Annotated in this window: 23 protein-coding genes and 1 pseudogene; 14 read left to right on the forward strand and 10 right to left on the reverse strand. The window is 56.5% G+C overall.

Translation table 11 applies throughout. The features are described from left to right. The first annotated feature begins 8 nt into the window (after positions 1-8). The 3 genes from kdpC to KVT28_RS20470 all read left to right on the forward strand — a co-directional run bounded on the left by kdpC (position 9) and on the right by KVT28_RS20470 (position 3,907). A complete protein-coding gene (gene kdpC / locus KVT28_RS20460) occupies positions 9-581 on the forward strand; it encodes a potassium-transporting ATPase subunit KdpC (RefSeq protein WP_217549859.1) in 573 nt (190 codons plus the stop codon). Positions 582-670: 89 nt separating this feature from the next. After that, the gene (gene kdpD / locus KVT28_RS20465; RefSeq protein ID WP_217549861.1) at positions 671-3,343 is read left to right on the forward strand and encodes a two-component system sensor histidine kinase KdpD; all 2,673 of its coding nucleotides are present in this window, start codon (positions 671-673) and stop codon (positions 3,341-3,343) included. A gap of 54 nt (positions 3,344-3,397) precedes the next feature. Beyond that, positions 3,398-3,907, forward strand: a complete 510-nt coding sequence (locus KVT28_RS20470; protein ID WP_101762740.1) for a TIGR00645 family protein — start codon at positions 3,398-3,400, stop codon at positions 3,905-3,907. Between the two features lie 150 nt (positions 3,908-4,057). On the opposite strand, the gene KVT28_RS20475 is transcribed toward KVT28_RS20470, so the two are convergent. Then, entirely contained in the window at positions 4,058-4,990 is a 933-nt protein-coding gene (locus tag KVT28_RS20475; RefSeq protein WP_137386705.1) for a LysR family transcriptional regulator, read from the reverse strand. Between the two features lie 92 nt (positions 4,991-5,082). Between KVT28_RS20475 and KVT28_RS20480 the strand changes: the two genes are divergently transcribed. The 4 genes from KVT28_RS20480 (at position 5,083) to KVT28_RS20495 (ending at position 9,226) form a co-directional block, all read left to right on the forward strand. Then, positions 5,083-6,288, forward strand: a complete 1,206-nt coding sequence (locus tag KVT28_RS20480) for an MFS transporter (RefSeq protein WP_101762738.1) — start codon at positions 5,083-5,085, stop codon at positions 6,286-6,288. 53 nt (positions 6,289-6,341) lie between these two features. Continuing rightward, a complete protein-coding gene (locus tag KVT28_RS20485) occupies positions 6,342-7,691 on the forward strand; it encodes a sodium:proton antiporter (RefSeq protein WP_192236938.1) in 1,350 nt (449 codons plus the stop codon). A gap of 26 nt (positions 7,692-7,717) precedes the next feature. Beyond that, positions 7,718-8,065: a hypothetical protein gene (locus tag KVT28_RS20490; protein ID WP_101762791.1), complete on the forward strand. Its 348-nt coding sequence runs from the start codon at positions 7,718-7,720 to the stop codon at positions 8,063-8,065. Between the two features lie 264 nt (positions 8,066-8,329). Continuing rightward, positions 8,330-9,226, forward strand: a complete 897-nt coding sequence (locus KVT28_RS20495) for an alpha/beta hydrolase (RefSeq protein ID WP_110867672.1) — start codon at positions 8,330-8,332, stop codon at positions 9,224-9,226. Here the strand turns inward: KVT28_RS20495 and KVT28_RS20500 are convergent. Both KVT28_RS20500 and KVT28_RS20505 read right to left on the reverse strand, forming a co-directional pair. After that, a pseudogene (locus KVT28_RS20500) lies at positions 9,227-9,436 on the reverse strand (bestrophin family ion channel); the annotation flags it as partial. It lies immediately after the preceding gene. A 207-nt stretch (positions 9,437-9,643) separates the two neighbouring features. Further along, positions 9,644-10,546, reverse strand: coding sequence for a LysR family transcriptional regulator (locus KVT28_RS20505; protein WP_101762735.1), 903 nt, complete (start codon positions 10,544-10,546; stop codon positions 9,644-9,646). 95 nt (positions 10,547-10,641) lie between these two features. Between KVT28_RS20505 and KVT28_RS20510 the strand changes: the two genes are divergently transcribed. Further along, on the forward strand, positions 10,642-11,463 hold the full coding sequence (locus KVT28_RS20510; RefSeq protein WP_217549863.1) for an SDR family oxidoreductase: 822 nt from the start codon (positions 10,642-10,644) through the stop codon (positions 11,461-11,463). Between the two features lie 75 nt (positions 11,464-11,538). Here KVT28_RS20510 and KVT28_RS20515 read toward each other — a convergent pair whose 3' ends face one another. The 4 genes from KVT28_RS20515 to gorA form a co-directional block, all read right to left on the reverse strand. Further along, positions 11,539-11,907, reverse strand: a complete 369-nt coding sequence (locus tag KVT28_RS20515) for a helix-turn-helix domain-containing protein (protein ID WP_110867668.1) — start codon at positions 11,905-11,907, stop codon at positions 11,539-11,541. A gap of 87 nt (positions 11,908-11,994) precedes the next feature. Next, positions 11,995-12,270 (reverse strand): type II toxin-antitoxin system RelE/ParE family toxin, encoded by a 276-nt coding sequence (locus KVT28_RS20520; RefSeq protein ID WP_101762732.1) that lies wholly within the window; start codon positions 12,268-12,270, stop codon positions 11,995-11,997. 163 nt (positions 12,271-12,433) lie between these two features. Further along, the gene (locus KVT28_RS20525) at positions 12,434-13,366 is read right to left on the reverse strand and encodes a nucleoside recognition domain-containing protein (RefSeq protein WP_101762731.1); all 933 of its coding nucleotides are present in this window, start codon (positions 13,364-13,366) and stop codon (positions 12,434-12,436) included. Between the two features lie 221 nt (positions 13,367-13,587). Beyond that, the gene (gene gorA / locus KVT28_RS20530) at positions 13,588-14,940 is read right to left on the reverse strand and encodes a glutathione-disulfide reductase (protein WP_210081399.1); all 1,353 of its coding nucleotides are present in this window, start codon (positions 14,938-14,940) and stop codon (positions 13,588-13,590) included. A gap of 126 nt (positions 14,941-15,066) precedes the next feature. Here gorA and rnz point away from each other — a divergent pair, with 126 nt between their 5' ends. Then, entirely contained in the window at positions 15,067-15,978 is a 912-nt protein-coding gene (rnz, locus tag KVT28_RS20535; protein ID WP_217549865.1) for a ribonuclease Z, read from the forward strand. Here the strand turns inward: rnz and KVT28_RS20540 are convergent. After that, a complete protein-coding gene (locus KVT28_RS20540; protein WP_217549867.1) occupies positions 15,975-16,787 on the reverse strand; it encodes a CPBP family intramembrane glutamic endopeptidase in 813 nt (270 codons plus the stop codon). The two genes, rnz and KVT28_RS20540, sit on opposite strands and share 4 nt — an antisense overlap. A gap of 40 nt (positions 16,788-16,827) precedes the next feature. Beyond that, positions 16,828-17,670, reverse strand: coding sequence for a 23S rRNA (adenine(2030)-N(6))-methyltransferase RlmJ (locus tag KVT28_RS20545; protein WP_101762727.1), 843 nt, complete (start codon positions 17,668-17,670; stop codon positions 16,828-16,830). Between the two features lie 330 nt (positions 17,671-18,000). Between KVT28_RS20545 and KVT28_RS27850 the strand changes: the two genes are divergently transcribed. The 4 genes from KVT28_RS27850 (at position 18,001) to rsmJ (ending at position 22,784) form a co-directional block, all read left to right on the forward strand. Next, positions 18,001-18,450, forward strand: a complete 450-nt coding sequence (locus tag KVT28_RS27850; protein WP_254633598.1) for a hypothetical protein — start codon at positions 18,001-18,003, stop codon at positions 18,448-18,450. Between the two features lie 127 nt (positions 18,451-18,577). Then, positions 18,578-19,843, forward strand: a complete 1,266-nt coding sequence (locus tag KVT28_RS20555; RefSeq protein ID WP_217549869.1) for a hypothetical protein — start codon at positions 18,578-18,580, stop codon at positions 19,841-19,843. A 140-nt stretch (positions 19,844-19,983) separates the two neighbouring features. Beyond that, a complete protein-coding gene (gene prlC / locus KVT28_RS20560; RefSeq protein ID WP_217549871.1) occupies positions 19,984-22,026 on the forward strand; it encodes an oligopeptidase A in 2,043 nt (680 codons plus the stop codon). An 8-nt stretch (positions 22,027-22,034) separates the two neighbouring features. Beyond that, positions 22,035-22,784, forward strand: a complete 750-nt coding sequence (gene rsmJ, locus KVT28_RS20565; protein ID WP_210081396.1) for a 16S rRNA (guanine(1516)-N(2))-methyltransferase RsmJ — start codon at positions 22,035-22,037, stop codon at positions 22,782-22,784. 65 nt (positions 22,785-22,849) lie between these two features. Here rsmJ and uspA read toward each other — a convergent pair whose 3' ends face one another. Then, entirely contained in the window at positions 22,850-23,287 is a 438-nt protein-coding gene (gene uspA / locus KVT28_RS20570; RefSeq protein WP_007889892.1) for a universal stress protein UspA, read from the reverse strand. Between the two features lie 418 nt (positions 23,288-23,705). On the opposite strand from uspA, the gene uspB reads away from it, so the two are divergent. Further along, a complete protein-coding gene (uspB, locus tag KVT28_RS20575) occupies positions 23,706-24,041 on the forward strand; it encodes a universal stress protein UspB (RefSeq protein ID WP_008108136.1) in 336 nt (111 codons plus the stop codon). Positions 24,042-24,099: the final 58 nt, after the last annotated feature.

Here is a 24,099-nt window from a genome sequence, read left to right on the forward strand (position 1 = left end):
GAAGAGAAATGAGTCAGTTACGTCCGGCTATTGTATTGTTACTGGTGCTTACGCTGCTCACCGGCGCGGTCTATCCGCTGCTGACCACCGGTCTGGCGCAGTGGTGGTTCCCATCGCAGGCCAACGGTTCGCTGATTGAGCAGGATGGCGCGGTACGCGGTTCCGAGCAGATTGGTCAAATGTTTAATCAGCCGGGCCACTTTTGGGGTCGACCTTCCGCTACCGGCGATGCGCCTTATAATGCGTTGGCCTCCAGCGGCAGCAATCTGGCAGGCAGCAATCCGGCGCTGGATAAAGCGGTAGCGGAACGCGTCGCCGTGCTGCGTGCGGCGAATTCGCAAGCGCCCAAAGCGGTGCCGGTGGAGTTGGTCACCGCATCGGCGAGCGGATTAGATCCGGATATTTCGCCAGAAGCCGCGTTGTGGCAGGCACCGCGCATCGCCGCCGCGCGCAAGATGGCGCTGAAAGATGTCGAGGCGCTGATTGTGCGCCACACCGAGCGCCCGCTGCTGCCGTTTGTTGGCGAAGAGACGGTAAACGTGCTGCGTCTGAATCTGGCGCTGGATGATTTACAAGGATAAACACCTCGCGCAATGCATTGCGCCGCTACGGTATATGCACGCAATCGTAGCGACGCGATTTATCACGCTGTTTTTACGATGGACGATCGATGAACGACGAAATTGCCCGCCCCGATCCCGATGCGCTGCTGCTGAACCACAGCGACAGCCATCGCGGTAAGCTGAAAATCTACTTTGGCGCCTGTGCGGGCGTGGGCAAAACGTTCGCCATGCTGCAGGAGGCGCAGCGCCTGCGGGCGCAAGGTCTCGACGTGTTAGCCGGCGTGGTAGAAACCCACGATCGTGCAGAGACCGCCGCGCTGCTCAACGGGCTGGCGCTGTTGCCACGGCGTACCACCGGCCGTTCGCGCCATGCCGAATTCGATCTCGATACCGCGCTGGCGCGCCATCCGGCGGTGATCCTGATGGATGAACTGGCGCACACCAACGTGCAGGGTTCGCGTCATCCCAAGCGCTGGCAGGACATTGAAGAGCTGCTCGAAGCGGGCATTGACGTCATCACCACCGTTAACGTCCAGCATCTGGAAAGCCTGAATGATGTGGTCGGCGGCGTCACCGGCATTCAGGTGCGTGAAACCGTGCCCGATCCCTTCTTTGATAGCGCCGACGAAGTGGTGCTGGTGGATCTGCCGCCGGACGATCTGCGTCAGCGGCTGAAAGAGGGCAAAGTCTACGTCGGCGACCGCGCCGAACGCGCCATCGAAAACTTCTTCCGTAAAGGCAATCTGTTCGCGCTGCGTGAGCTTGCGTTGCGTCGTACCGCCGATCGCGTGGATGACCAGATGCGTGCCTGGCGCGATCGGCAAGGCCGCGACAAAGTGTGGCACACGCGTGATGCCATTCTGCTGTGCATCGGCGACGATACCGGCAGCGAAAAGCTGGTGCGCACCGCCGCGCGTTTAGCGGCACGGCTCGGCAGCGAATGGCACGCGGTGTATGTGGAAACGCCGCGCCTCAATCGGCTGCCGGAAGCGCGCCGTCGCGCCATTTTACGCACGCTGCAACTGGCGCAGGAACTTGGCGCTGAAACCGCCACGCTCTCCGATCCCGATGAAGCGCGCGCGGTGCTGCGTTACGCGCGCGAGCACAATCTCGGTAAAATCGTGACCGGCCGTCAGCCACAACGGCGCTGGCGGCGCGACAGCTTTGCCCAGCGCCTCGGCGAACTCGGCCCGGATCTCGATTTGCTGGTGGTGGCGCTGGATGAACCGGTGCGCGATGCGCCGCATCCGCTCAGCGGCCAGCGCGCCAGCAACGAAAAATGGCGGCTCTATCTGCGCGGCTGTGTGATGGCGCTGCTGCTGTGTATTTTGGTCACCGGCGTCGGCCGCTGGCTGCTGGTGGCGTTTGATCCCGCCAACAGCGTGATGATTTATCTGCTGGCGGTGGTGCTGGTGGCGCTGCGCTATGGCCGCTGGCCATCGGTGTTCGCCACGGTGATCAACATCATCGCTTTCGACCTGTTCTTTGTCGCGCCTACCGGCACCGTGGCGGTGTCGGATTTGCAGTATCTGGTGACCTTCGCGGTGATGCTGGCGGTGGGCGTGATTGTTGGGAATCTGACAGCGGGCGTGCGCTATCAGGCCAAAGTGGCGCGCTACCGTGAACAGCGCGCGCGGCATCTGTATGAGATGGCGAAAGCGCTCGGCAGCGATTTGACGCCGCAGGATATCGCCACCACCAGCCAGCGCATCATCGATGTCACCCTGCAGGCGCGCAGTTTACTGCTGCTGCCGGATGAGCAGGGCGAGCTGCAAACCGTGGGCGATACCGCGATCGGTACGCCGCCGGATCTGGCCATCGCCAAATGGAGTTACAGCAAAGGCCAACCGGCGGGCGCGGGCACCGATACCTTGCCCGCGGTGCCGTACCAGATTCTGCCGCTGAAAAGTGGTAATCACTGTCGCGGCTTGCTGGTGGTGGAACCGGAAAACCTGCGTCAGCTGATGATCCCCGAGCAGCAGCGTTTACTGGAAACCTTCACCGTGTTGATTGCTAACGCGCTGGAACGCATGGCGCTGTCGCACAGTGAGGCGGCGTCGCGGCTGGCCGCCGAGCGCGAGCAGCTGCGCAATGCGCTGCTGTCAGCGCTGTCGCACGATCTGCGCACGCCGCTGACGGTGCTGTTTGGTCAGGCGGAGATGCTGATGCTCGATCTCGCCAGCGAAGAGTCGAAGTATGTCGGCCAGGCCAATCAGATTCGTGAACAGACGCTGAGTACTATCCGGCTGGTGAGTAACATGCTGGATATGGCGCGCATACAATCCGGTGGACTCAATCTGCGCGAAGAGTGGGTGGCGCTGGATGAGGTGATTGGTGGCGCGCTGAGCAGCATGGGGCCGTCGCTGAAGGGCCATGAATTTATCCTCGATTTACCCGAGATGGTGCTGATCAAAGGCGACAGCGCCATGCTGGAGCGCGTGTTTACCAATCTGATCGAAAACAGCCTGAAATACGCAGGCAACGCGGCGCAGCACGGTATTCGGGCGTGGCGCGATCGCGATCGGTTGGAGATTGCGGTGTGGGACAGCGGTCCCGGCATCGCGCCGGAGAACCTCACGCGTATTTTTGACAAGTTTGCGCGCGGTGATAAAGAGTCGGCGGTGCCGGGCGTCGGCTTGGGTTTGGCGATCGGTAAAACCATTATCGAATCCCATCGCGGGCGCATCTGGGCGGAGAATCGGCCGGAAGGCGGCGCGGTGTTCCGTTTGTCATTGCCGCTGCCCGCCGCGCCTGAAATTTCTGAAGAAGGGCTGAAATAACTTCACATAAGTTCGGTTATACTCGCCCACTTGTCTGTTGATTAATGGGAACTTATGGAACGTTTTATCGAAAACCTGATGTATTCATCGCGCTGGCTGCTGGCTCCGGTTTACATGGGACTTTCGTTGGGCCTGCTGGCGCTGACCATCAAATTCTTCCAGGAAATTTTTCACCTGTTGCCGCACGTCTTCAGCATTGCGGAGAACGATTTGATTCTGCTGCTGCTGTCGCTGGTGGATATGACGCTGGTCGGCGGTTTGCTGGTGATGGTGATGCTCTCGGGTTACGAGAACTTTGTCTCCAAGCTGGATATTGATGAGCACAGAGAGAAGCTGAGCTGGCTCGGTAAAATGGACTCCGGCTCGTTGAAAAACAAAGTCGCGGCCTCGATTGTGGCGATTTCGTCGATTCACCTGCTGCGTATCTTTATGGACGCGCGCAACATCGAAAACGATAAGCTGATGTGGTACGTGATTATCCACCTGACGTTTGTGCTGTCGGCCTTTGTAATGGGCTGGCTGGACAATATGTCGAAGGGGGATAAGAAAGCGGTGAAGATGTAGTTTGTGCGCGCTGTCCCTCACCCCAGCCCTCTCCCGCAAGCGGGCGAGGGGGCTGAGGGTGCTACCATCGGCACAAGCGGGCGAGGAGGCCGACCGCGCTACCATCGGTTCCCTCTCCCGTTGGGAGAGGGTTAGGGTGAGGGACAACCGCTACCGCGTCGCTGGCTGCGTCCCGGCTAACTTCGGCATCACGTCCCGAATCATGGCGAAAAACTTCTGTAACCGCGCCGGATAGTAGCTGGCCCACGGATAAGTTAGCCACACCGGCAGCGGCGGCGCTTGCCACTCCGGCAACAGCTGAATCAAATCCCCTTTCGCTAAATCCTCCTGCACCACCCACGATGACACCACCGCCGCGCCCATCCCGGCAACGGCGGCTTTGCGCACCGCGTATAAACTGTCGCTGGCGAGGCGCGGGGCAATCGCCAGATTCACCGGCTGACCATCGTTAATACGCTGCAGGGCGATTTCGTTGCGATAAAAACTGGTCAGCGCCAGCCAGGGCAGGTTGGTGAGCTGCGAGACGTCCTCAATCGGCGGGTGCGCGGCCAGCAGCGACGGTGCCGCCACCACAAAGCGCGGCACTTCCGCCAGCAGCACCGCCACGATGGACGCATCGCTGGGCGCACCGACCTGAATGGCGCAGTCGATGTTTTCGCTGATGAAGTCTGGCGTGCGGTCATTCAGCGTCCACTCCACGTTTAAGCGTGGATAGCGATGTAGATAATCAATTAACGGTTCAATGAGCTGATCCTGACCAAACGCATGCGGCGCCCGCACGCGCAGCGTGCCAATCGGGTCGTCGCTGGCGCCGGTGAGATCATCCTCCAGCGCGTGCCAGGTCGCGACCAGCTGACGCGCCTGCGCATAACAGCGTTCGCCATCGTCGGTAAGTTTCAGCGCATGCGTGGTGCGCATAATCAGTTTGAGACCGAGCCGCTGCTCAAGCGCCTGCAGCCTTCGGCTGATGGTGGGCTGCGTGGTGCCGAGCTGGGCGGCGGCGGCGGAGAGCGAGCCGCTCTCGACGATGCGAATAAAGGTCTGCATCAGTTCGATACGATCAAGGCTGGATGGGTTGTTCATACGCACCACGCATAACAGTTCTGTGTTTGAGCAGTCTACCGCGTATGGCGGCAACGCGCTTTAATAAGCGCACTTTCACGGGGGAATCCACTATGTCAGCTATATCAACGTCAGCCATGCCAGCTGAAAAACTGCCCGCGCCGCTGGTCTTTACGCTCGCGGCCGGTGCCGGACTCAGCGTCGCATCGATTTACTACAGCCAGCCGATGCTGGATATCATCAGCAAACAGTTCAACGTTGGGATTGGCAGCGTCGGCATGGTGCCAATGCTGACGCAAGCCGGTTACGCGCTGGGCATTTTGCTGCTGGCCCCGCTCGGCGACCGCCACGATCGCCGTACCATTATCCTGATTAAAGGTTTGCTGCTGGTTGCCGCGCTGCTGCTGTGTGGCTTCTCGGGCGGATTGAACGCCTTGCTGATTGCCAGCTTCGTCACCGGTTTAACCGCCACCGTGGCGCAGGACATCGTGCCCGCTTCAGCGGCGTTAGCGCCGGAGCGCAGCCGCGGCAAAATCGTCGGCACGGTAATGACGGGATTGCTGGTGGGGATTTTGCTATCACGCGTGGTAAGCGGCGTGGTGGCGGAGTATTTCGGCTGGCGCACCATGTACATGATTGCGGCGGCGGCGGTGTTGCTGATTAGCGTGGCGCTGTGGCGCGTGCTGCCGCGCTTTACGCCGGGCACTTCGGTGAGCTATCCGCGTTTGCTGCTGTCGCTGGCGCATCTGTGGCAGCACCATCAAACGCTGCGCCGCGCCGCGCTGGCACAAGGTTTGTTGTCGGTGGGCTTTAGCGCCTTCTGGTCAACGCTGGCGTTGATGCTGAGTCAAAACTTCCATCTGGATAGCGCGGTCGCTGGCGCATTCGGCCTTGCGGGTGCGGCAGGTGCTCTAGCCGCGCCGTTAGCGGGCAGTGTGGCGGATCGCATCGGTCCGGCGCGTGTTACGCAGTACGGTGCCACGCTGGTGATGGTGTCGTTCGCGCTGATGTTCCTGCTGCCGCTGCTGCCGATGCCGGCTCAGCTTGGTCTGATTATCATCAGCACCATCGGTTTTGATTTGGGGGTGCAGGCCACGCTGGTGGCGCATCAGACGCTGGTTTACAGCCTGGCGCCAGAAGCACGCAGCCGCCTTAACGCCTTGATGTTTACCGTTGTTTTCATCGGCATGGCGACCGGCGCGGCGCTGGGTAGCCTGGCGCTGGCACATTGGGGCTGGACCGGCGTGGTTGCACTCGCAACATTGGCCGCTGCGCTTGCCCTGATGATTCGCCTCGCAAGCCGTCATCTGAAAAACTGATCGCCTAACATGTGCCAGGCTTAAAGGAGAATGTTATTTAAAAACGGAGCGTTATGAATTTCCTGGCCTGGACCGCCGCCACCGGCGGTCTTTTACTTCTTATGTCACTGGCTTCCGGTTGGATACACCGCGGGCCAGTGACCTCATTTGGTCTCTACCTGTTCGCGGGCATTCTATGTGGCCCGTGGATGCTCAATCTGCTGCAAGTCGACATCATCGGTCACGCCAACCTCGCCGCGCATCTTACTGAAATCGCGATGGCAGCATCGCTGTTTATTACCGGGCTGAAACTGCGCTTACCGCTCAATGCGCATGCGTGGCGGCTTGGCGTCAGGCTGGCGTTTCCCGCGATGCTGCTCACCGTCGGCGGCATGACGGTGCTGGTGCACTGGATCACCGGCTTTGACTGGGCGATGTCGCTGGCGTTTGGTGCCATTGTCGCGCCGACCGATCCGGTGCTCGCCAGCCTGATTTCAGTGAACGATGCGCGTGACGACGATGCCCTGCGCGTGGCGCTCTCCAGCGAAGCGGGCATGAACGACGGCTCGGCGCTGCCGCTGCTGATGCTGGCGATTTTGCTGTTGCAGCCGGGCGAACTCAGCACCGCTGCGCTCGGTGAATGGTTCGCCAAAGATGCGCTGTGGGCGATTGGCGGCGGGCTGGGAATAGGCTTTGCGCTGGGCTGGCTGATCGGCCAGCTGGCGACGCATTTACGTACCGCCAATCAGGATCTGGCACCCAACGATCTGTTCGCGCTGGCGCTGATTGCGCTCAGCTATGCCGCCGCGCAGTCGGTGGATGCGTCGGGCTTCCTCGCCACCTTTGCGGCTGGCGTCGGTTTACGTCGTGCGGAATTGCGCGTGGTGAAGCACTATCCGCAAGATGAGATGTCTGAAGAGGAGCGTTTCTTACCGGCTGAAGCGCGCGTAAATACCGGTCAGCGGATGGCGCAGGGCAGCAGCGGCATGGTGAAATCGGTGGGTTTGGTGATCGGCGATGCGCTCTCCTTTGGTGATACTATCGAGCGTTTGCTGGCGGCGGGCATGATGGTGGTGCTCGGTATTACGCTGGCGCAGCACTGGAATCTCACCGGCATTGGCCTGGCGCTGCTGCTGTTTGTGGTGGTGCGCCCGCTGGCGGTGTGGATCACCACATGGCGCTGCGATATTCCGCTGATGCGACGCTTGCTAATTGGCTGGTTGGGTATTCGCGGCATCGGCAGTATCAATTATATTGCCTATGCATGGGTGCACGGCATGCGTGGACCGCAGGCGGAACAGATGGTGGACATGGCGCTGACGTTAGTGGTGTGCAGCATTGTGTTGCACGGCATCACGGTCACGCCATTGTTAAACTGGCGTGCTGCCCGTCAGGCCGCCCGCGCCGAACAGAACGAAAAATGATTTATTGGAAATTATTGGAGCCTATTATGAAAGCGTTATTACTCGCCCTCGTTGGGCTGTCGCTGTCGGCCGGTGCGTTGGCTGCCGACGGTGACAATAATCAGGAAGAGAATGTTTATGCCAGCCAGCTGTGTCATCTGGTGAGCAGTGAAAAGAAGACCAGTGATTTGGATGGTTACACCGAGAAGCTGAAGTCGCAACTCGCGGCCAGCCAGTCTTCATCGGCCATGCAGCAGCCTGAATTTAATGAAGAAATCGCGCAGGAAGTGATTAGCGCGTGGCTGGAGTTGGGCGAAGATGAGCGCGGCAAACTGCGTAAAGATCAGCAGCAGTGCGAACAAACGGTAATGACCCAGTTCCAGCAACAGGACTAATACCCGTCATACTTCAAGCTGCAGGTGCGTTGGCTGCGTGTGTTCACCCCTTTTGTAAGCTCCTGGGGATTCACACCCTTGCCGCCTTCCTGCAGCTCGAATTATTTAGGGTATTCGAAAAAGCTCGCGCCTTTTTAGGCGCGTTTTTTATGGCTTTTTTGTACGATTTACGTACATAATCGCCAACGTCGAAATCAGACACGCGTCACATAATGAGATTCAGCTGTTGAAGCTGGCATTTTTTGCATACTGGCACTGGGCAAGATGATTACACGTCGTCACTTTTTGTTGGCTACTGGAGCAACCGTTCTCTCGATGACCGCGGGCAAGCTGTTTGCCCGCGATGACGTCATTCCGTTGTGGCCCGACGATCCGCCGGGCGGCGGCGGTCCTTCCGGCTTGCTTAAAGTGAATTCGCACGGCTCCTGGACCAATATCGTTTCACCCGCCATTCAGCGTTTCCGCCCGGAAAATCCCAACGGCGAAGCGGTGATTGTGGCGGCGGGCGGCGGCTATCGTTTTATCGGCATGGGCCGCGAAGCCTGGCCGGTAGCGCGCTGGCTTAATGCCAACGGTTATACCGTGTATGTGCTCAGCTACCGTTTGCCGGGTGAGAAGTGGCAGGCGGGCAATCTGGCACCGCTGCAGGACGCGCAGCGCGCCATTCGTCTGGTGCGTTCGATGGAGCGCAAAGTGCATGTGCTGGGCTTTTCTGCCGGTGGCCATCTACTTGGCATGGCGGCGGCGCGTCCGGATTTCGAATCCTATCCGGCGCAGGATCCGCTTGACCAGATCAGGCCGAAGGTGGATAGCGTTGGCCTGATTTATCCGGTGATCACCCTTGAAGCGCCATATCAGCACACCAACACGCATCTGATGATGGTGGGGAAAAACGCCACGCCAAGCCAGGAAGCCAACTGGTCAGTGCAAAATTACGTCACACGTCAATATCCCCCGACGTTCCTCGCGCAGGCCGAGGACGATCGCACCTCCAATCCTCATAATACTGAACTGATGCGCGATACCTGCCGCCGCATGCGCGTGCCGGTTGAGCTGATTGAGCTCAGCAGCGGCGGTCACGGTTTTGGTCTCGGCAAAGCGGGCACGCCTGCCGCATTGTGGGATCAGGCGTATGTGCGTTGGTTGGATAATCAGAGTTGATTACGTCAAATTGAAATGCGCATCCGGCTGCAGTGGTTCCGGTAGCGGCATATCGCCATTCATCGCTTTCAAATTGCGTTCGATAGTGACGCACAGCGCATCGAGCGGCAGATGATTCGGTGCGGTGCCAAACGGATGTTCCAGCTCCTCCGCCAGCGCTTCCAGCGATAAAAAGGTGTAGGAGATAAACATCGACACCAGCGGCGACATCAGCAGGTTAAGCGACAGGCGGAACACGATGTTGCTGAGCACCGATCCATGCCAGTCAAACAGCCGGAGAAACCAGTGTTGGTGAGGACGTACAATCATTTTGCGATGGTGTATTTTTTAGGTTTTGTGGCGACAGGTTACGCCGCCGGGCATCAAAGGATCAACGCCATTGCCAAAGGTTTTAAGACAAAAGCCGTGCTGCTCGCCTCACGCATGACGTGGCAGGCCGACTTTCAGCGCATCGATAAACAGCCGTAGCGCCATGGATTGATGCCGGTTGGGCGGGAACCACAGCGCAATCCCCGCCGATTGCACCCGCCAATCGGCCAGCAGCTCCACCAACTGGCCGCTGCGCATCTCCTTCTCGACATACAGCGACGGCACATAAGCAATGCCTAAACCGGCGAGAGCGGCCTGCGCCATCAGCGCGTTGCTGTCCAAAGTCAGCGTGCCTGGCACGTCAATCTCCTGCTTTTCTTCCGCCTGCGCATATTCCCACTGATAACGTTTTCCGCTCGGTAAGCGCTGGCGAATGCACTGTTGCTGTAGCAGATCGCGCGGATGATTAACCGCCGCGTTTCTCGCCAGATAAGCGGGCGCGGCGACGGTGACAAACGTCAGCGGGCCGCCAAGCGGAACGGCCACCATATCCTGCGGCACATCCTCAATCAGCCGAATGCCGGCATCAAAACCGGCGGCGGTGATATCCACCAACGCACCTTGCGCGGCAAAATCGAGCTGGATATCGGGATAGCGCGCGCTAAAGTCCGCCACCACGTGCTCCAGCAGCAAAGCGATCGCGGCATCGCTGGCGCTGATGCGCAGCGTGCCGTAATGCTGATGGCGGCTGGCGGAGATGTCGTGCAGCACATCATCCATCTGGTTCAGCAGCGGCGAGAGTCGATCCAGCAGTTGCTGCCCGGCATCGGTGAGCGACACGCTACGTGTGGTGCGTTGAAACAGCTGTACGCCCAGATTGTGCTCCAGCGTTTTCACCAGATGGCTGAGTGACGAGCGCTTGAGGCCGAGCATTTCAGCGGCACGGCGAAAGCTGCGCTGCTCGCCCAGCGTTTTAATGGCCTGCAGTTCGTGCCAGGAAGGACGTCTCATTGGTGGTTTTTCCTCACCGGGTCATGCGCGATTAGGTGGATTATCTCCACCAGTAAAGCGATCTACCATCAGGTTTTCAATATGAGGAGCACAAGATGAAAACCTGGTTGATTACCGGCGCCAGCAGCGGGCTGGGCCGATTGATGAGTGAACGTTTACTGGCGCGTGGCGATCGCGTAGTAGCGACGGTGCGGCGTGAACAGGTGATGGCCGATCTGCAGCAAACCTATGGCGAACGGCTGCAGGTTATTACGCTCGATCTGGCGCACACCGCCAGCATCGCGCCCACCATTAAACGCGCCTTTGCCGCCATCGATCGCATTGATGTGGTGGTGAGCAATGCCGCTTACGGCCTGTTCGGCGCAGCTGAAGAGTTGAGCGATGCGCAGATTGATCGGCAGATCGCCACCAATCTTACCGGCTCAATCCAGCTGATTCGCGCGGTGATCCCGTTCCTGCGCCAGCAAGGCGGCGGGCGCATCGCACAGGTTTCTTCGGAAGGCGGCCAGGTTGCTTATCCCAATTTCAGCCTGTATCACGCCACGAAATGGGGGATTGAGGGATTTGTCGAGGCGGTACGCCAGGAAGTCGCCAGTTTCGGTATCGATTTCCTGCTGGTCGAGCCGGGCCCCACCGCAACCCATTTTGGCGCCGGGCTGGACGTGGCAGATGCGCTAGAAGTTTATCGTGAAAACGCTGCAGGCCAGCTGCGCCAGGCAATTCTTTCAGGCGATTTCACCATTGCTGGCGATGCCGGGAAATGCGTCACGGCGATGATCGCCACGCTGGATCAGGCCAGCATGCCGCTGCGTTTAGCGCTTGGCAGTACGGCGTATCAGAACATCGAAGCGGCGCTGGAAGGGCGGTTGGCGGAGCTGCGCGGGCAACGCGATGTGGCATTCGGCGCGGATGTGTAATCGTATAATTTAAAAATCACGCGAGTGCCATGCAGAACGCGTGGCACAAAAAAGCCGGGAAGACCGGCTTTTTGTTTAATCATCGGTAAGTTGTTCTGGCATGCACTCGTAAAGCTCAGCGAGCTTGGCGAGATTAAAATCACGCGGTTTTTCGCTTTTTTCCATCGCAGAGACAGACGCTTGCGTGATGCCAAGCGCTTCAGCAACCTGCTTTTGGGTCAGTTTACGATAGATGCGCCAAGCGGCGTGAAGAGTGACACCCTTATTAATGGCGATGTCTACGACGTCACCTGGAATCAAGGCGTCATCATTAATACCGGATTCGTAAGGGATTGATTCCCATAGTTCAGTGAAATCAGCATGTTGAGTCATTTTTTCGAACAGCTCGATGGGAACAATTGCCGCTTTGCGGTTGCCAGCACTGTCAGTGATGAATTCGATCATAGGATGTATGTTCCAGTATTCAGCGTTATCAGTTTTTTGAAAACGAGTTGAGAATCTGTGAATTAAGGCAGCAAATCTCTACCTTGATTATTTATATGTTCCGCTGGTACGTCTCATTACCTGCTGAATAGCGATGATTTTCGGTTCCTCGCCTTTGTTGTAGTCGAACAAAACACGATAATTTCCCCATCTAAGCCGATAGTCAGCCTGACCATTTTTCAAAGACTTAACATCCAGATTGGGCGGAACAAGCGGAAACTTTTTTAACTCATTCACTTGCTCATTCAGCTTCTTCCTTTCGTTAGCGTCTGCAATGGCTCGCATCTGCTTCAGAGCAGCTTTGCGCCAATGTAGCTCTGGCATTCCCTTACCTCACTTGTTACAAACACTCCTCACTGGATTTAGATATTATAGATATTCTTTTCTATATTTGCAATGTATATAGATTTTTACTGTGTTTTAGTTCTATATAATCACAAAGCAGAGGGTTTGGCGGCTATCCATCATCAACGCTTTTGAGCCATCATCAGAATAGAATGGCGTGCACCGTCGCACGCAGCGCAATACCGAGCAGAATGCCAGGTACGGCAAAGCGGAACAGGCGCGGGAATCGGCTCGACAGGCCAAGGTAAATCCCGATGCCGGGCAGGTCAAAGGTCTGAATCAGTAATCCCGCCGAGGCGTTGATGTTGTGCGCACTGTATAATCCTTTCTCCACCAATCCCGCCACCACGCCGTAATAGGCTGTGCCGCCCGCCAGACATTTGGTCAGCGCCGGAAGAATATAGACTTCGGAAATATTCAGCTTATCCAGCAGTGGCGACACCAGACGCGTCAGCATTTCAATCCCGCCCGCTTCTTTCAACATGCCAACCACCGATAATGAAATAATCAGCATCGGCAGCGAACCCAGCGCCAGACGAATCGCATCGGATCCGGCGCTATTAATGATGCCAATCAGCCCCATTTTATTTTCACTGTTGGTAACGGCCTCATCTTCATTTAATAGCGCCGCATCGGAAAGTTTGCGGCCAAACAGGTGATAGGTTGCCGCCGCCGCTAATACACCGCCGCAGATCGAAATAATTAGCGCTGTGCTCCAGTGTAATCCCGCCGGAATCAGGGGATAAAAGGTGCTGGCCTGGCCCATCGCAAACAGCATCGCCAGCGTGGCCGCCATATGACGATCGGACGTACCGCGCTTTTCCATGATGGCCAGCGCCGCCAGCGGTGCCGCGAAGCTGACGAAATTAAGTTGAATCATGGCAAAAAATGCCAGCCCGGTAATACCGAAGGGTTTTAATAACGGTGTGGCATGACGTACAACAAAATCCAGTACGCCTTTGACCTCCAGATATTTCATGATGAATAACATCACTACCATAATCGGAATCAACGTGTAGAGCGCCACGTCTACCGAGGCTTTGCCTGCGGACATAATGATATCAATAATATTCATGCCCGATTCCGACCTTTGTTCACACCGTTCTCCCCGTAAAAATAAATAAGCTGGCAATGCCATGAAGTTTGCGGTGCGCATTAATGCGCACCCTGCAGCAAAGAAATAAATCTTATCCTGTGCGTGGATTATTGAGTAGTGAAGAAAAAGGAATGTAAATTGCAGCCATAAAAAAACCAGCCATGAATAAATGGCTGGTTTTTCAATTCCGGCGGAAAATATTAACGCATCGTCACAAACTCTTCCGCCGCTGTTGGGTGGATCGCTACGGTGTTATCGAAGTCTTGCTTGGTTGCGCCCATTTTCAGCGCCACCGCGAAGCCTTGCAGCATCTCATCCATACCGTTACCGATACCGTGAATGCCGACAATCTTCTCTTCCGGGCCAACGCACACCAGCTTCATACGGCACGGCTGGCGATGCTGGGTAACGGCGGTATACATCGCGGTGAAAGAAGATTTATACACTTTCACCTGATCGTCGCCGTACTGTTCGCGCGCCTGCGGTTCGGTCAGGCCCACGGTGCCAATCGGCGGATGGCTGAACACCACGGTCGGCACGTTGCTGTAATCCAGATGCTCGTCCGGTTTGTTGTTGAACAGGCGCTCGGAGAGACGACGACCTGCCGCCACGGCCACCGGCGTCAGTTCCACCGCGCCGGTGTTATCGCCCACCGCGTAGATGCCTTTCACGCTGGTGTTCTGGAACTTATCGACCTTGATGTAACCTTTGTCGTTCAGCGCCACGCCGGTTGCTGCCAGGTTGAGGTTGTCGGTCGCCGGCTCACGGCCAATCGCCCACACCAGGCAATCTACGGTTTGCTCGTGGCCGCTTTCCAGCTGCAGCGTCAGGCTGCCGTCGGCGTTTTTAATCACGGCTTTTGGAATCGATTCGGTGTGCAGCGTTGGGCCTTCGGCCTGCATCACTTCTACCAGCGTATCGACGATCAGCGGATCGAAGCTGCGCAGTGGCGCATGCTTACGCACGAAGAGATGCGTTTCCGCACCCAGCGCATTGACCACGCCCGCCAGCTCCACCGCGATGTAACCCGCGCCCACGACCGCCACGCGTTTTGGCAGCGCATCGAGTTCGAAGAAACCGTCAGAATCGATACCGTATTCCGCGCCCGGCACGTTTGGATGGCTTGGACGCCCGCCGGTGGCGATCAGAATATGATCGGCAGTGAGTGTTTCACCGTTCACTTCCACGGTGTTGGCATCGATAAAGCGCGCGAAACCTTTGATCACCTCAACCTTGTTTTTACCCAGCACGTTGTCGTACGAGCTGTGAATGCGGTCGATGTAGGCGCTGCGGTTTTTCACCAGAATTGACCAGTCAAACCGGTTTACCGTGGTATCAAAGCCATAATCTGGCCCATAAAGATGAATAGCTTCAGCGATTTGCGCCGCATGCCACATAACCTTTTTCGGTACGCAGCCGACGTTGACACAGGTGCCGCCCAGCTCTTTGGCTTCAATCAGCGCGCACTTCTGGCCGTGCATCGCGGCACGGTTAATCGAGGCGATACCGCCGCTGCCGCCGCCGATGGCGAGGTAGTCAAAATGTCTGGTCATCCGTTATGTCCGTCTGTTGGAAGAAAATTGGCATAGAGTTTAACGCTATGACGATTATTGACGCAAAGATTGCACCTATGATTGTAATATCATTGATTTTTATGTCCGATTACAGGGAAGCATAGCATGCAACTAACATTCCTCGGCACCGGCGGCGGTGCGCCCAGCCTGCAACGTAACGTCACGGCGATAGCGCTGACGCTGTCGAAACGCGGCGACACCTGGCTGTTTGACTGCGGCGAGGCGACGCAGCATCAATACATGCGCTCTGCGCTGAAGCCGGGCAAGCTGGAGAAAATCTTTATCACCCATCTGCACGGCGACCACATCTTTGGGCTGCCGGGCTTGCTCACCAGCCGCTCCATGGCCGGCATCTCCGAACCGATGACCATTTACGGGCCGAAAGGTATTCGCCAGTTTATCGAGACGGCGCTCAGTTTGAGTGGCTCGTACACCTCTTATCCGCTGGAGATTATCGAGATCGAAGCCGGTTTGGTGCTGGATGACGGCGAAGTGCGCGTGACGGCCTGGCCGATGAATCACGTGATTGAGTGTTATGGCTATCGCATCGAGCAGCACGATAAAGCGGGCTTCCTTGATGCGCCGCGCCTGAAAGCCGAAGGCGTACCGCGCGGGCCGTGGTATCAGGATTTGAAAGCGGGTAAGCGCATCCAGCTGGAAGATGGTCGCGAGATCAACGGCGCGGATTATCTTGGCCCGGCAACCAAAGGCAAAGTGCTGGCGATATTTGGCGATACCGCGCCCACCGACGTGGCGCTCCAGCTGGCGGCGAATGCCGATGTGATGGTGCATGAAACCACGCTGGAGGCGGCGCTGCAGGAGAAAGCCAATGGACGCGGCCACTCAACCACCATTCAGGCTGCGGAGGTGGCGAAACAGTCGGGGGCGAAGCGCATGATCGCCACGCATTTCAGCTCGCGCTATTTGTCTAAGGATCGGGAAAAACTGCTGGCGGAGTGCCAGTCGGTGTTTGCGGCGACCGAGCTGGCACATGATTTCGCGGTGTTCGAGGTTTAGTGCTGTAGCGCCGGATAGGTGAAGAACAGCAGATGCGTCATGTTGAACAGGAAATGGATGCCGGTGGCGACCCACAGGCGTCCGCTCCACTGCCACGCCAGGCCGTAAATCAATCCGGCGAGCGTTGCGAAGATCATCAGCAGCGGCCCGCCGGGGAAGTGCGCCAGACCAAACAGCAGCGACGTCAGCAACAGGGCCGCCACGGCACCAATGTGCTGGCGCAGACGCTGTTGCAGATAGCCACGAAAGAACGCTTCTTCTGCCAGTGATACGAAGAACAGGTTCGCCAGCATAAAACTGCCCAACCATTCCGGCCAGTGGGGTTCAACGGCCAGGCCACCTAACTGCACCGCGACATACAGCAGCAGCGGAATCGCCGCCAGCAGCGCCAGCCACAAAATTTTAAGTCGCGGCGGCGCGGATTGGGTGCGGAACAGCTGCGGCAAGCAGATGAGCAGCACAAACGGAATCAGCGCTTTATCGAAGTTGTACGAGAAACTAAAGGGCAGGCTGAGCGGCCCGGCCTGCACATCTTCCACCTGGGGCGGATTTTTGAAGCCCGGGAAAAAGTGTACAAACAGGCCGATGGCAATGGCAACCAGCGCGACTTCACTCACCCACTGAATCCAGCGCGCGTTATTTTCCACGCGAATCCAGGCGATGACGGCAATGGCGCCGAGCAGCACCATCGCCGGCCAATCCAGCACATCCTGGAACAGCCCAAGAATGGTGGCGAGCGTGAGCAGCAGTACCGAAAAACGTTTGGCGGGCGACAGCATAGCAAGCGCGCCAGCCAGAATGATCCACATGATAATAGTCCTAATAGGCTGGCGACGCGGTAAGGCGAATTTATTCTGGCACGATCTGCGTGACGCTGAAGTGACCGGTTCCGGCTGGCACCAGCTTCTGATGCAGCCACGGCAGCAGCTCTTCCATCTGTGCTTTCAGCTTCCACGGCGGGTTAATCACGATCATGCCGGAAGCCGTCATGCCGCGCTGATCGCTGTCTGGACGCACCGCCAGTTCAATCTGCAGAATGTTGCGGATATTGGTGGCCTGCAGATCTTTAACCATGTGTTTGATCTGCTGACGCATCACCACCGGATACCACAGCGCAAACACGCCGGTGGCGAAACGCTTGTGACCTTCCTGAATGCCTTTCACCACATCCTGATAATCGCTTTTCAACTCATATGGCGGATCGATCAGAATCAGGCCGCGACGGCTCAGCGGCGGCAGCTTGGCTTTCAGCTGTTGGTAGCCATCACCACGCGCCACGCGCGCACGGGAATCTTTGCTGAACTCGGTGCGCAGCAGCGGGTAATCGCTGGAGTGCAGCTCGGTCAGCTCCATTTTGTCTTCTTCACGCAGCAGGAAGCGGGCAATCAACGGCGAACCAGGATAGTACTTTAAGGTGCCGTGCGGATTGAGATTACGCACCGCCGAAAGATACGGCTTGAGCAACTCAGGTACATCCGGCTGCTGCCAGATGCGGCCAATGCCTTCCAGATATTCACCGGTACGCTCGGCGTGCTCTCCGCTCAGCAGGTAACGTCCGGCACCGGCGTGGGTATCCAGATAGAGGAAAGGTTTTTCCTTCTCCATCAGAGCGGTGAGGATCAGGCTTTCAACGGTGTGTTTCAGCACGTCGGCATGGTTGCCGGCATGAAAACTGTGGCGATAACTCAGCATAAAAAAAGGGGGTCCGCGGTTGCATCAAAGGGAGTGAAAACATCGTGTGTGGCGCGATTATAGCCGCGCTGCATAAAAATTGCTGACGTTTTGGCTGCCGCTTAAGTTTTGCGCCCATGCGCCGCTATAGCCCGGTGCGATCAGACTTCTTGCCGGTAAATTTGCTACGGAATGACGTGATACTCGAAATTTCATTACGGATTAAGTAAGTTAGTTTCCGATAACGAAGCGGTCATGAGCGAAATGCCAGGTGGTTCTGGCAGGAAACTTTCCGGTGAAGACCGTATAATTTTTTGCTTAAAGCATCTCAAACAACTCCTGGTGACAATAATGAAAAAAATGACTGGTGTCGCGGTGGCAAGCCTGATGGTACTGACTGGCTGCGCGAAACAACAACCCGTTCATAGTTTAGTAACGCCGCCGACTGCGGACGAACAATCCGCCGCGCAAACCGCGCCAGAGCAGCAAGGTACGCCATTTGTGGCTTCAGCGCTGGCGCAACCCGCGACGGCTTCACTCAGTGACGACCGTTCCAGCAACATTCAGCAGTGCCGTAAAGAGCTCGACGCGATGCGTCTGTATAGCCAGGCGTCATATGATAGCTATCAGGCCGAATTCCAGAAAATCGGTGCCCAGACCAATAAATATCTGCAAATTAAAGATTCCATTGGCGCGGATATTAACGACTTAGTGATGCCGCGTTATCAATTCCAGATTCGTGAATTGTGCTTCCGTATTAAGACACGTCTGTCACAGCTGATTATTCGTCAGGCCGGTTAAACCATAACGATTTAACTGCATTCGCTAAGTAGCAGCGCGAAATTTCGTGCTGAGGATGGGCTTCATCTCTATTTTATTAATAGAGATGAAGCCTTTTGTGTTCTTAAGGCTGTTACAGGAGATTGTGATGACACAGCGTCATCTGCCGTTTGTCTTTATTATCATCGCATTGTTCTTCCCTGCTCTGGCCTGCGCGGCCGCTGAAGATGATGTATTGCAAGCGTTTGGCGATGCAGCCCGCACGTTGCCTCCTGTTCCAGTGCAAAAGCCAAAACCTCAGCTAAAACCGGTAGCGCCAAAATTAGCTGAGAAACCTGCCGTAAAATCGAAAACGCCGGAGCAGCTTCACCAGCTCCGTGCGCAAATAAGCGAGCTTGAAAAACAGAAAGCCGCACTGCAACTAAAGAATGAACAGCATGAAAAAGCGCTGAAAGAACAGCAGGCGAACAGCGATAACAAACGGGCGGCGCTGGATGAAGAAAAACAGCAGCAAACACTAAATATCATCCGGCTAACTCAAGAGCTCAAAGCCGCACAGCAGCAAACGACGGATGCAACCGCGCTACGTAAGCAACTTACCGCAGCGCAGGCTGCTGCTAAGCGCGATCAGGATGCGCTAAAAACTCAGCTGGCCGAAAGTGAAAAAATGTCGCAGGCACTACAAAAACAACAATCTGAGAGTGAGAAAAAGCTCGCGTCACTGAATGAAGTAAAAGTGATGCAGCAGCAAAACATAGTGAAACTCACCGCTGAACTGGAGGCTGCGAAAAAGCAGCCAGCAGCAGTGGTTGCAGCCGCAGAACCCAAAACCGATGCTGAGCGCGATGGCTATATGCTGGGGCAATCGATCGCCAGCAATGCGGTCGTTCAACTACAGATGGTAAAAGATACCGGTCTCACCATCAGCATTGATCAGTTGATCGCGGGATTCAGCACGCAGTTACAAACTGGCACTTCGGTAATGAACAGTGAAGAGATGTCACGGCGATATGCTGCGATGCAGGAGACGATCAATAAAAAGATGGGATCGCTGATTGAGAAGGGCTATGACCAGCTCAACAAACATTTAGAACAGCGCAAAGCGTTAGTGACGCAAAATGGTGTGCGTTGGTTTGCCGTAAAAACAGTCAAAGCTAAGCTTATTCCTGACCAGCAAGTGGAAGTCAGCGTGAAAGTCAGTACCTTAGGCGGCAAAGTGATTAACGATTTTGCTGATGACAAAGTGCCGTTTGATAACAATCTGCCTCCCATGTTGTATGAAGGGATGTCGTTAACGGGAGCCGGCGGCGCAGTAGAAGGCTGGGCACTGGCAAAAGATATCATCGAACGCGAACCGCTGCCGCCGTGGGTAGCGCCCTACGATGTGATTCACTATCAACTCGCGATTAAATAACCTCCAGCCCGCCTTCTGGCGGGCTTTTCTTCATAAGTCCAGGCTCAGTGGCATTGATTTTCCTGTCATCAAGCCGCATGTTAGTAAAATGCGTCGCGCGAGCATTCGCGCCACTACTTCATCATGAAAGGACTGCGCTTATGACCAATCCGTTACTCACGCCTTTTTCGCTGCCCCCGTTTTCTGCTATCAAACCTGAACATATGGTTCCTGCGGTTACCGAAGCGCTGAACGACTGTCGCGCAGCGGTGGAGCGCGTTGTGGCGCAAGGCGCGCCTTACACCTGGGAAAATCTGGTGCAGCCGCTGGCTGAAGTTGACGATCGCTTAGGTCGCCTGTTCTCGCCGGTCAGCCATTTGAACTCGGTGAAAAACAGCCCGGAACTGCGCGAAGCTTACGAGCAAACGCTGCCGCTACTGTCCGAATACAGCACCTGGGTCGGCCAGAATGAAGGTTTGTATCAGGCCTATCGCAACCTGAAAGAGGGCGATAGCTACGCGGCGCTGGATACCGCGCAGAAGAAAGCGGTGGATAACAGCCTGCGTGATTTCGAGCTGTCCGGTATCGGCCTCGATAAAGAGAAGCAAAAGCGCTACGGCGAAATCGCGGCACGTCTTTCTGAATTGGGTTCGACCTACAGCAACAACGTGCTCGACGCCACCATGGGCTGGAGCAAGCTGGTGACCGATGAAGCGGAGCTGGCGGGTATGCCGGAAAGCGCGCTGGCCGCCGCCAAAGCGCAGGCCGAAGCCAAAGAGCAACAAGGCTGGCTGCTGACGCTGGATATCCCAAGCTATCTGCCGGTGATGACTTACTGCGACAACGCTGCGCTGCGTGAAGAGCTGTACCGCGCGTATTCAACGCGTGCTTCCGAACAGGGCCCGAATGCCGGCAAATGGGACAACGGTCCGGTGATGGCGGAAGAGCTGGCGCTGCGTCATGAACTGGCTCAGCTGCTGGGCTTCGACTCTTACGCCGACAAATCGCTGGCAACCAAAATGGCGGAAAATCCGGCGCAGGTCATCGACTTCCTGACCGATCTGGCGAAACGCGCCCGTCCGCAGGGTGAAAAAGAGCTGGCTCAGCTGCGCGCCTTCGCGAAGAAAGAGTACGGCGTCGACGAGATGAATCCGTGGGATCTGACGTATTACGGCGAGAAACAGAAACAGCATCTCTACACCATCAGCGACGAGCAGCTGCGTCCGTACTTCCCGGAAGCGCGCGCGGTAAGTGGTCTGTTCGAGGTGGTTAAACGCATTTACGGCATCACCGCTAAAGAACGTAAAGACGTCGATGTTTACCATTCAGACGTGCGCTTCTTCGACCTGTTCGACGAAAGCGGTGAACTGCGCGGCAGCTTCTACCTCGATCTCTACGCACGTGAACACAAGCGTGGCGGTGCGTGGATGGACGATTGCGTCGGCCAAATGCGTAAAGCCGACGGCAGTCTGCAGAAGCCGGTGGCCTATCTCACCTGCAACTTTAACCGTCCGCTGCAGGGCAAACCGGCGCTGTTCACGCACGATGAAGTGATCACGCTGTTCCATGAATTCGGTCACGGTCTGCATCATATGCTGACGCGCATCGAAACGCCGGGCGTATCTGGCATCAGCGGTGTGCCGTGGGATGCCGTCGAGCTGCCAAGCCAGTTTATGGAAAACTGGTGCTGGGAGCCGGAAGCGCTGGCGTTTATCTCCGGCCACTACGAAACCGGCGAACCGCTGCCGAAGGAACTGCTGGATAAAATGCTGGCGGCGAAAAATTATCAGGCGGCGTTGTTTATCCTTCGTCAGTTGGAGTTCGGCCTGTTCGATTTCCGTCTGCATACCGAGTTCGATCCCGCGCAAGGTGCGCGCATCCTCGAAACCCTGCGTGAAGTGAAGAAGCAGGTTGCCGTGGTGCCAAGCCCGGAATGGGGCCGTTTCCCGCACGCCTTCAGCCACGTCTTTGCTGGCGGATATGCGGCCGGTTACTACAGCTATCTGTGGGCCGACGTGCTGGCTGCCGATGCCTATTCGCGCTTCGAAGAAGAGGGCATTTTCAACCGTCAGACTGGTCAGTCGTTCCTCGACAACATCCTGACGCGTGGCGGTTCCGAAGAGCCAATGGAGCTGTTCAAACGCTTCCGTGGTCGTGAACCGCAGCTCGATGCGATGCTGGAACACTACGGAATTCAGGGATAAACCGGCTAGTGAAAATTGGTCTAATCGATGAAACGGGCGCCGGAGACGGCGCCTTATTACATTTAGCCGAGCGCTGGGGTTTGCAGCAGGACGAACAGGCGACGATGGCGCTGGTGTTAACCGCAGAGCATCTTGAGCTGCGTAAACTGGATGAGCCGAAACTCGGCGGCATCTTCGTGGATTTCGTCTCGGGCGCGATGGCGCATCGGCGTAAGTTTGGCGGCGGTCGCGGCGAAGCGGTGGCAAAAGCGGTCGGCATCAAAAGCGGTTATCTGCCAGACGTGGTTGATGCAACGGCCGGTTTGGGGCGCGATGCGTTTGTGCTGGCGGCGCTGGGCTGTCGCGTGCGCATGCTGGAGCGCCATCCGGTGGTGGCGGCCTTGCTGGACGATGGTTTGCGTCGCGGTTATCAGGATGCGGAGATTGGCGGCTGGCTGCGCGATCGGCTGACGTTGCTGCACGCTGTTAGCCAGCAAGCGCTGTGTGATGTCACGCCCGCGCCGGATGTGGTCTATCTCGACCCGATGTATCCGCATCGCCAGAAAAGCGCGATGGTGAAGAAAGAGATGCGGGTGTTTCAGTCGCTGGTCGGTGCGGATGATGATGCTGATGCGTTGCTGGAACCGGCGCGCCGTCTGGCGAAGAAGCGCATTGTGGTGAAGCGTCCGGATTACGCGCCGCCGTTAGCGGGCGTGGTGACGCAGGATGCGGTGGTCACCAAAAGCCATCGTTTTGATATTTATCCGCCGCTGGGGTAATAACGCAAACAATACGCAATACATTGCGCCGCTACAAAAATCAGGCCGGTAACCCGGCCTGATTTTTATTCTTCGTCCTCGTCGCGCAGCGGCACAATCAACATGTCGATATGCACGGTGTTAATCAACTGGCGAGCCGATGACATCAGCTTGCTCCAGAAGTCCTGATGGTGACCACACACCACCAAATCCACATCATATTTCTTAATCGCATCAACCAGTACCTGGCCAAGATCGCCGCTGCCGCTCAGGGTTTCACTGATCGGATAACCGGCGTTAATCGACAGCTCTTTCAGCGCGGTGTGCGTCTCTTCAGAAATACGCTTCTGCATGTCGCCCAGATTGACATCAATCAGCCCGGTGTAGAGGTCTGAATAGTTCACATCAACGTGGATCAGCGAGATTTTTGCATCATAAGGACGGGCCAGCGAAACGGCTTTATCAACCAGCAACTGGCTTTCCGGGGAAAGGTCTACTGCAATCAGGATGTGTTTATAAGCCATGATAAAACTCCTTTCTCAAGATTCGGGGCAATCTTCCTGCTTTCACGGTCGGCGATTCCTTTGCGCGAGACGGCGATGAAGCGCCACCAACCAACTATTTCAGCCTTGCAGGCGGTTTTTGTTATGTCCTGAGTATAGCCAGAGTTGTTAACAAATGCTGCAAGCGCAAGTTCGCTTGTGAGGAAGATCAAGCGTTATCGGCTTTTTCACTCGCCCTGAACGAAAATCATCGCTGGAAAAAAATTCAACAGATCTCCTACACTGAAAATAAGTGCCACTGCCATATGCGTTGCGCACTCAGGTTCGCATAACAACAATGCAATCGACATCATTCAATGGCTGGTTTATTTCCCGTGCGGCGTCTACAGCAATTCCCCGCTGCGTTCGACGTCGTTGCGGCTCCAGCCGGGAGGGGAACATGATCAGCACTATCGCGCTTTTTTGGGCTCTGTGTGTGGTTTGTCTGGTGAATATGGCGCGCTATTTCTCTTCTTTGCGCTCACTTTTAGCCGTTTTGCGCGGTTGCGATCCGCTGTTATATCAATACGTGGATGGTGCGGGTTTCTTCACGTCGCACGGGCAGCCGAGTAAGCAGGTGCGGCTGGTGCGCTATATCTGGGAGAAGCGCTATCACGATCATCATGACGACGAGTTCATTCGCCGCTGTGAGCGCGTGCGCGGACAGTTTGTGCTGACCAGCGGGCTCTGCTTTTTGGTGGTGGTGAGTTTGATTGCGATGGCGATCTGGCAATAAAAAGGGCAATAAAAAAGGGCAATAAAAAAGGGCGACATCGCGTCGCCCTCGAATATTT

Origin of the sequence: Pantoea sp. GbtcB22, from assembly GCF_019091025.1 — a bacterium.
Taxonomy (GTDB): Bacteria; Pseudomonadota; Gammaproteobacteria; order Enterobacterales; family Enterobacteriaceae; genus Pantoea; species Pantoea leporis.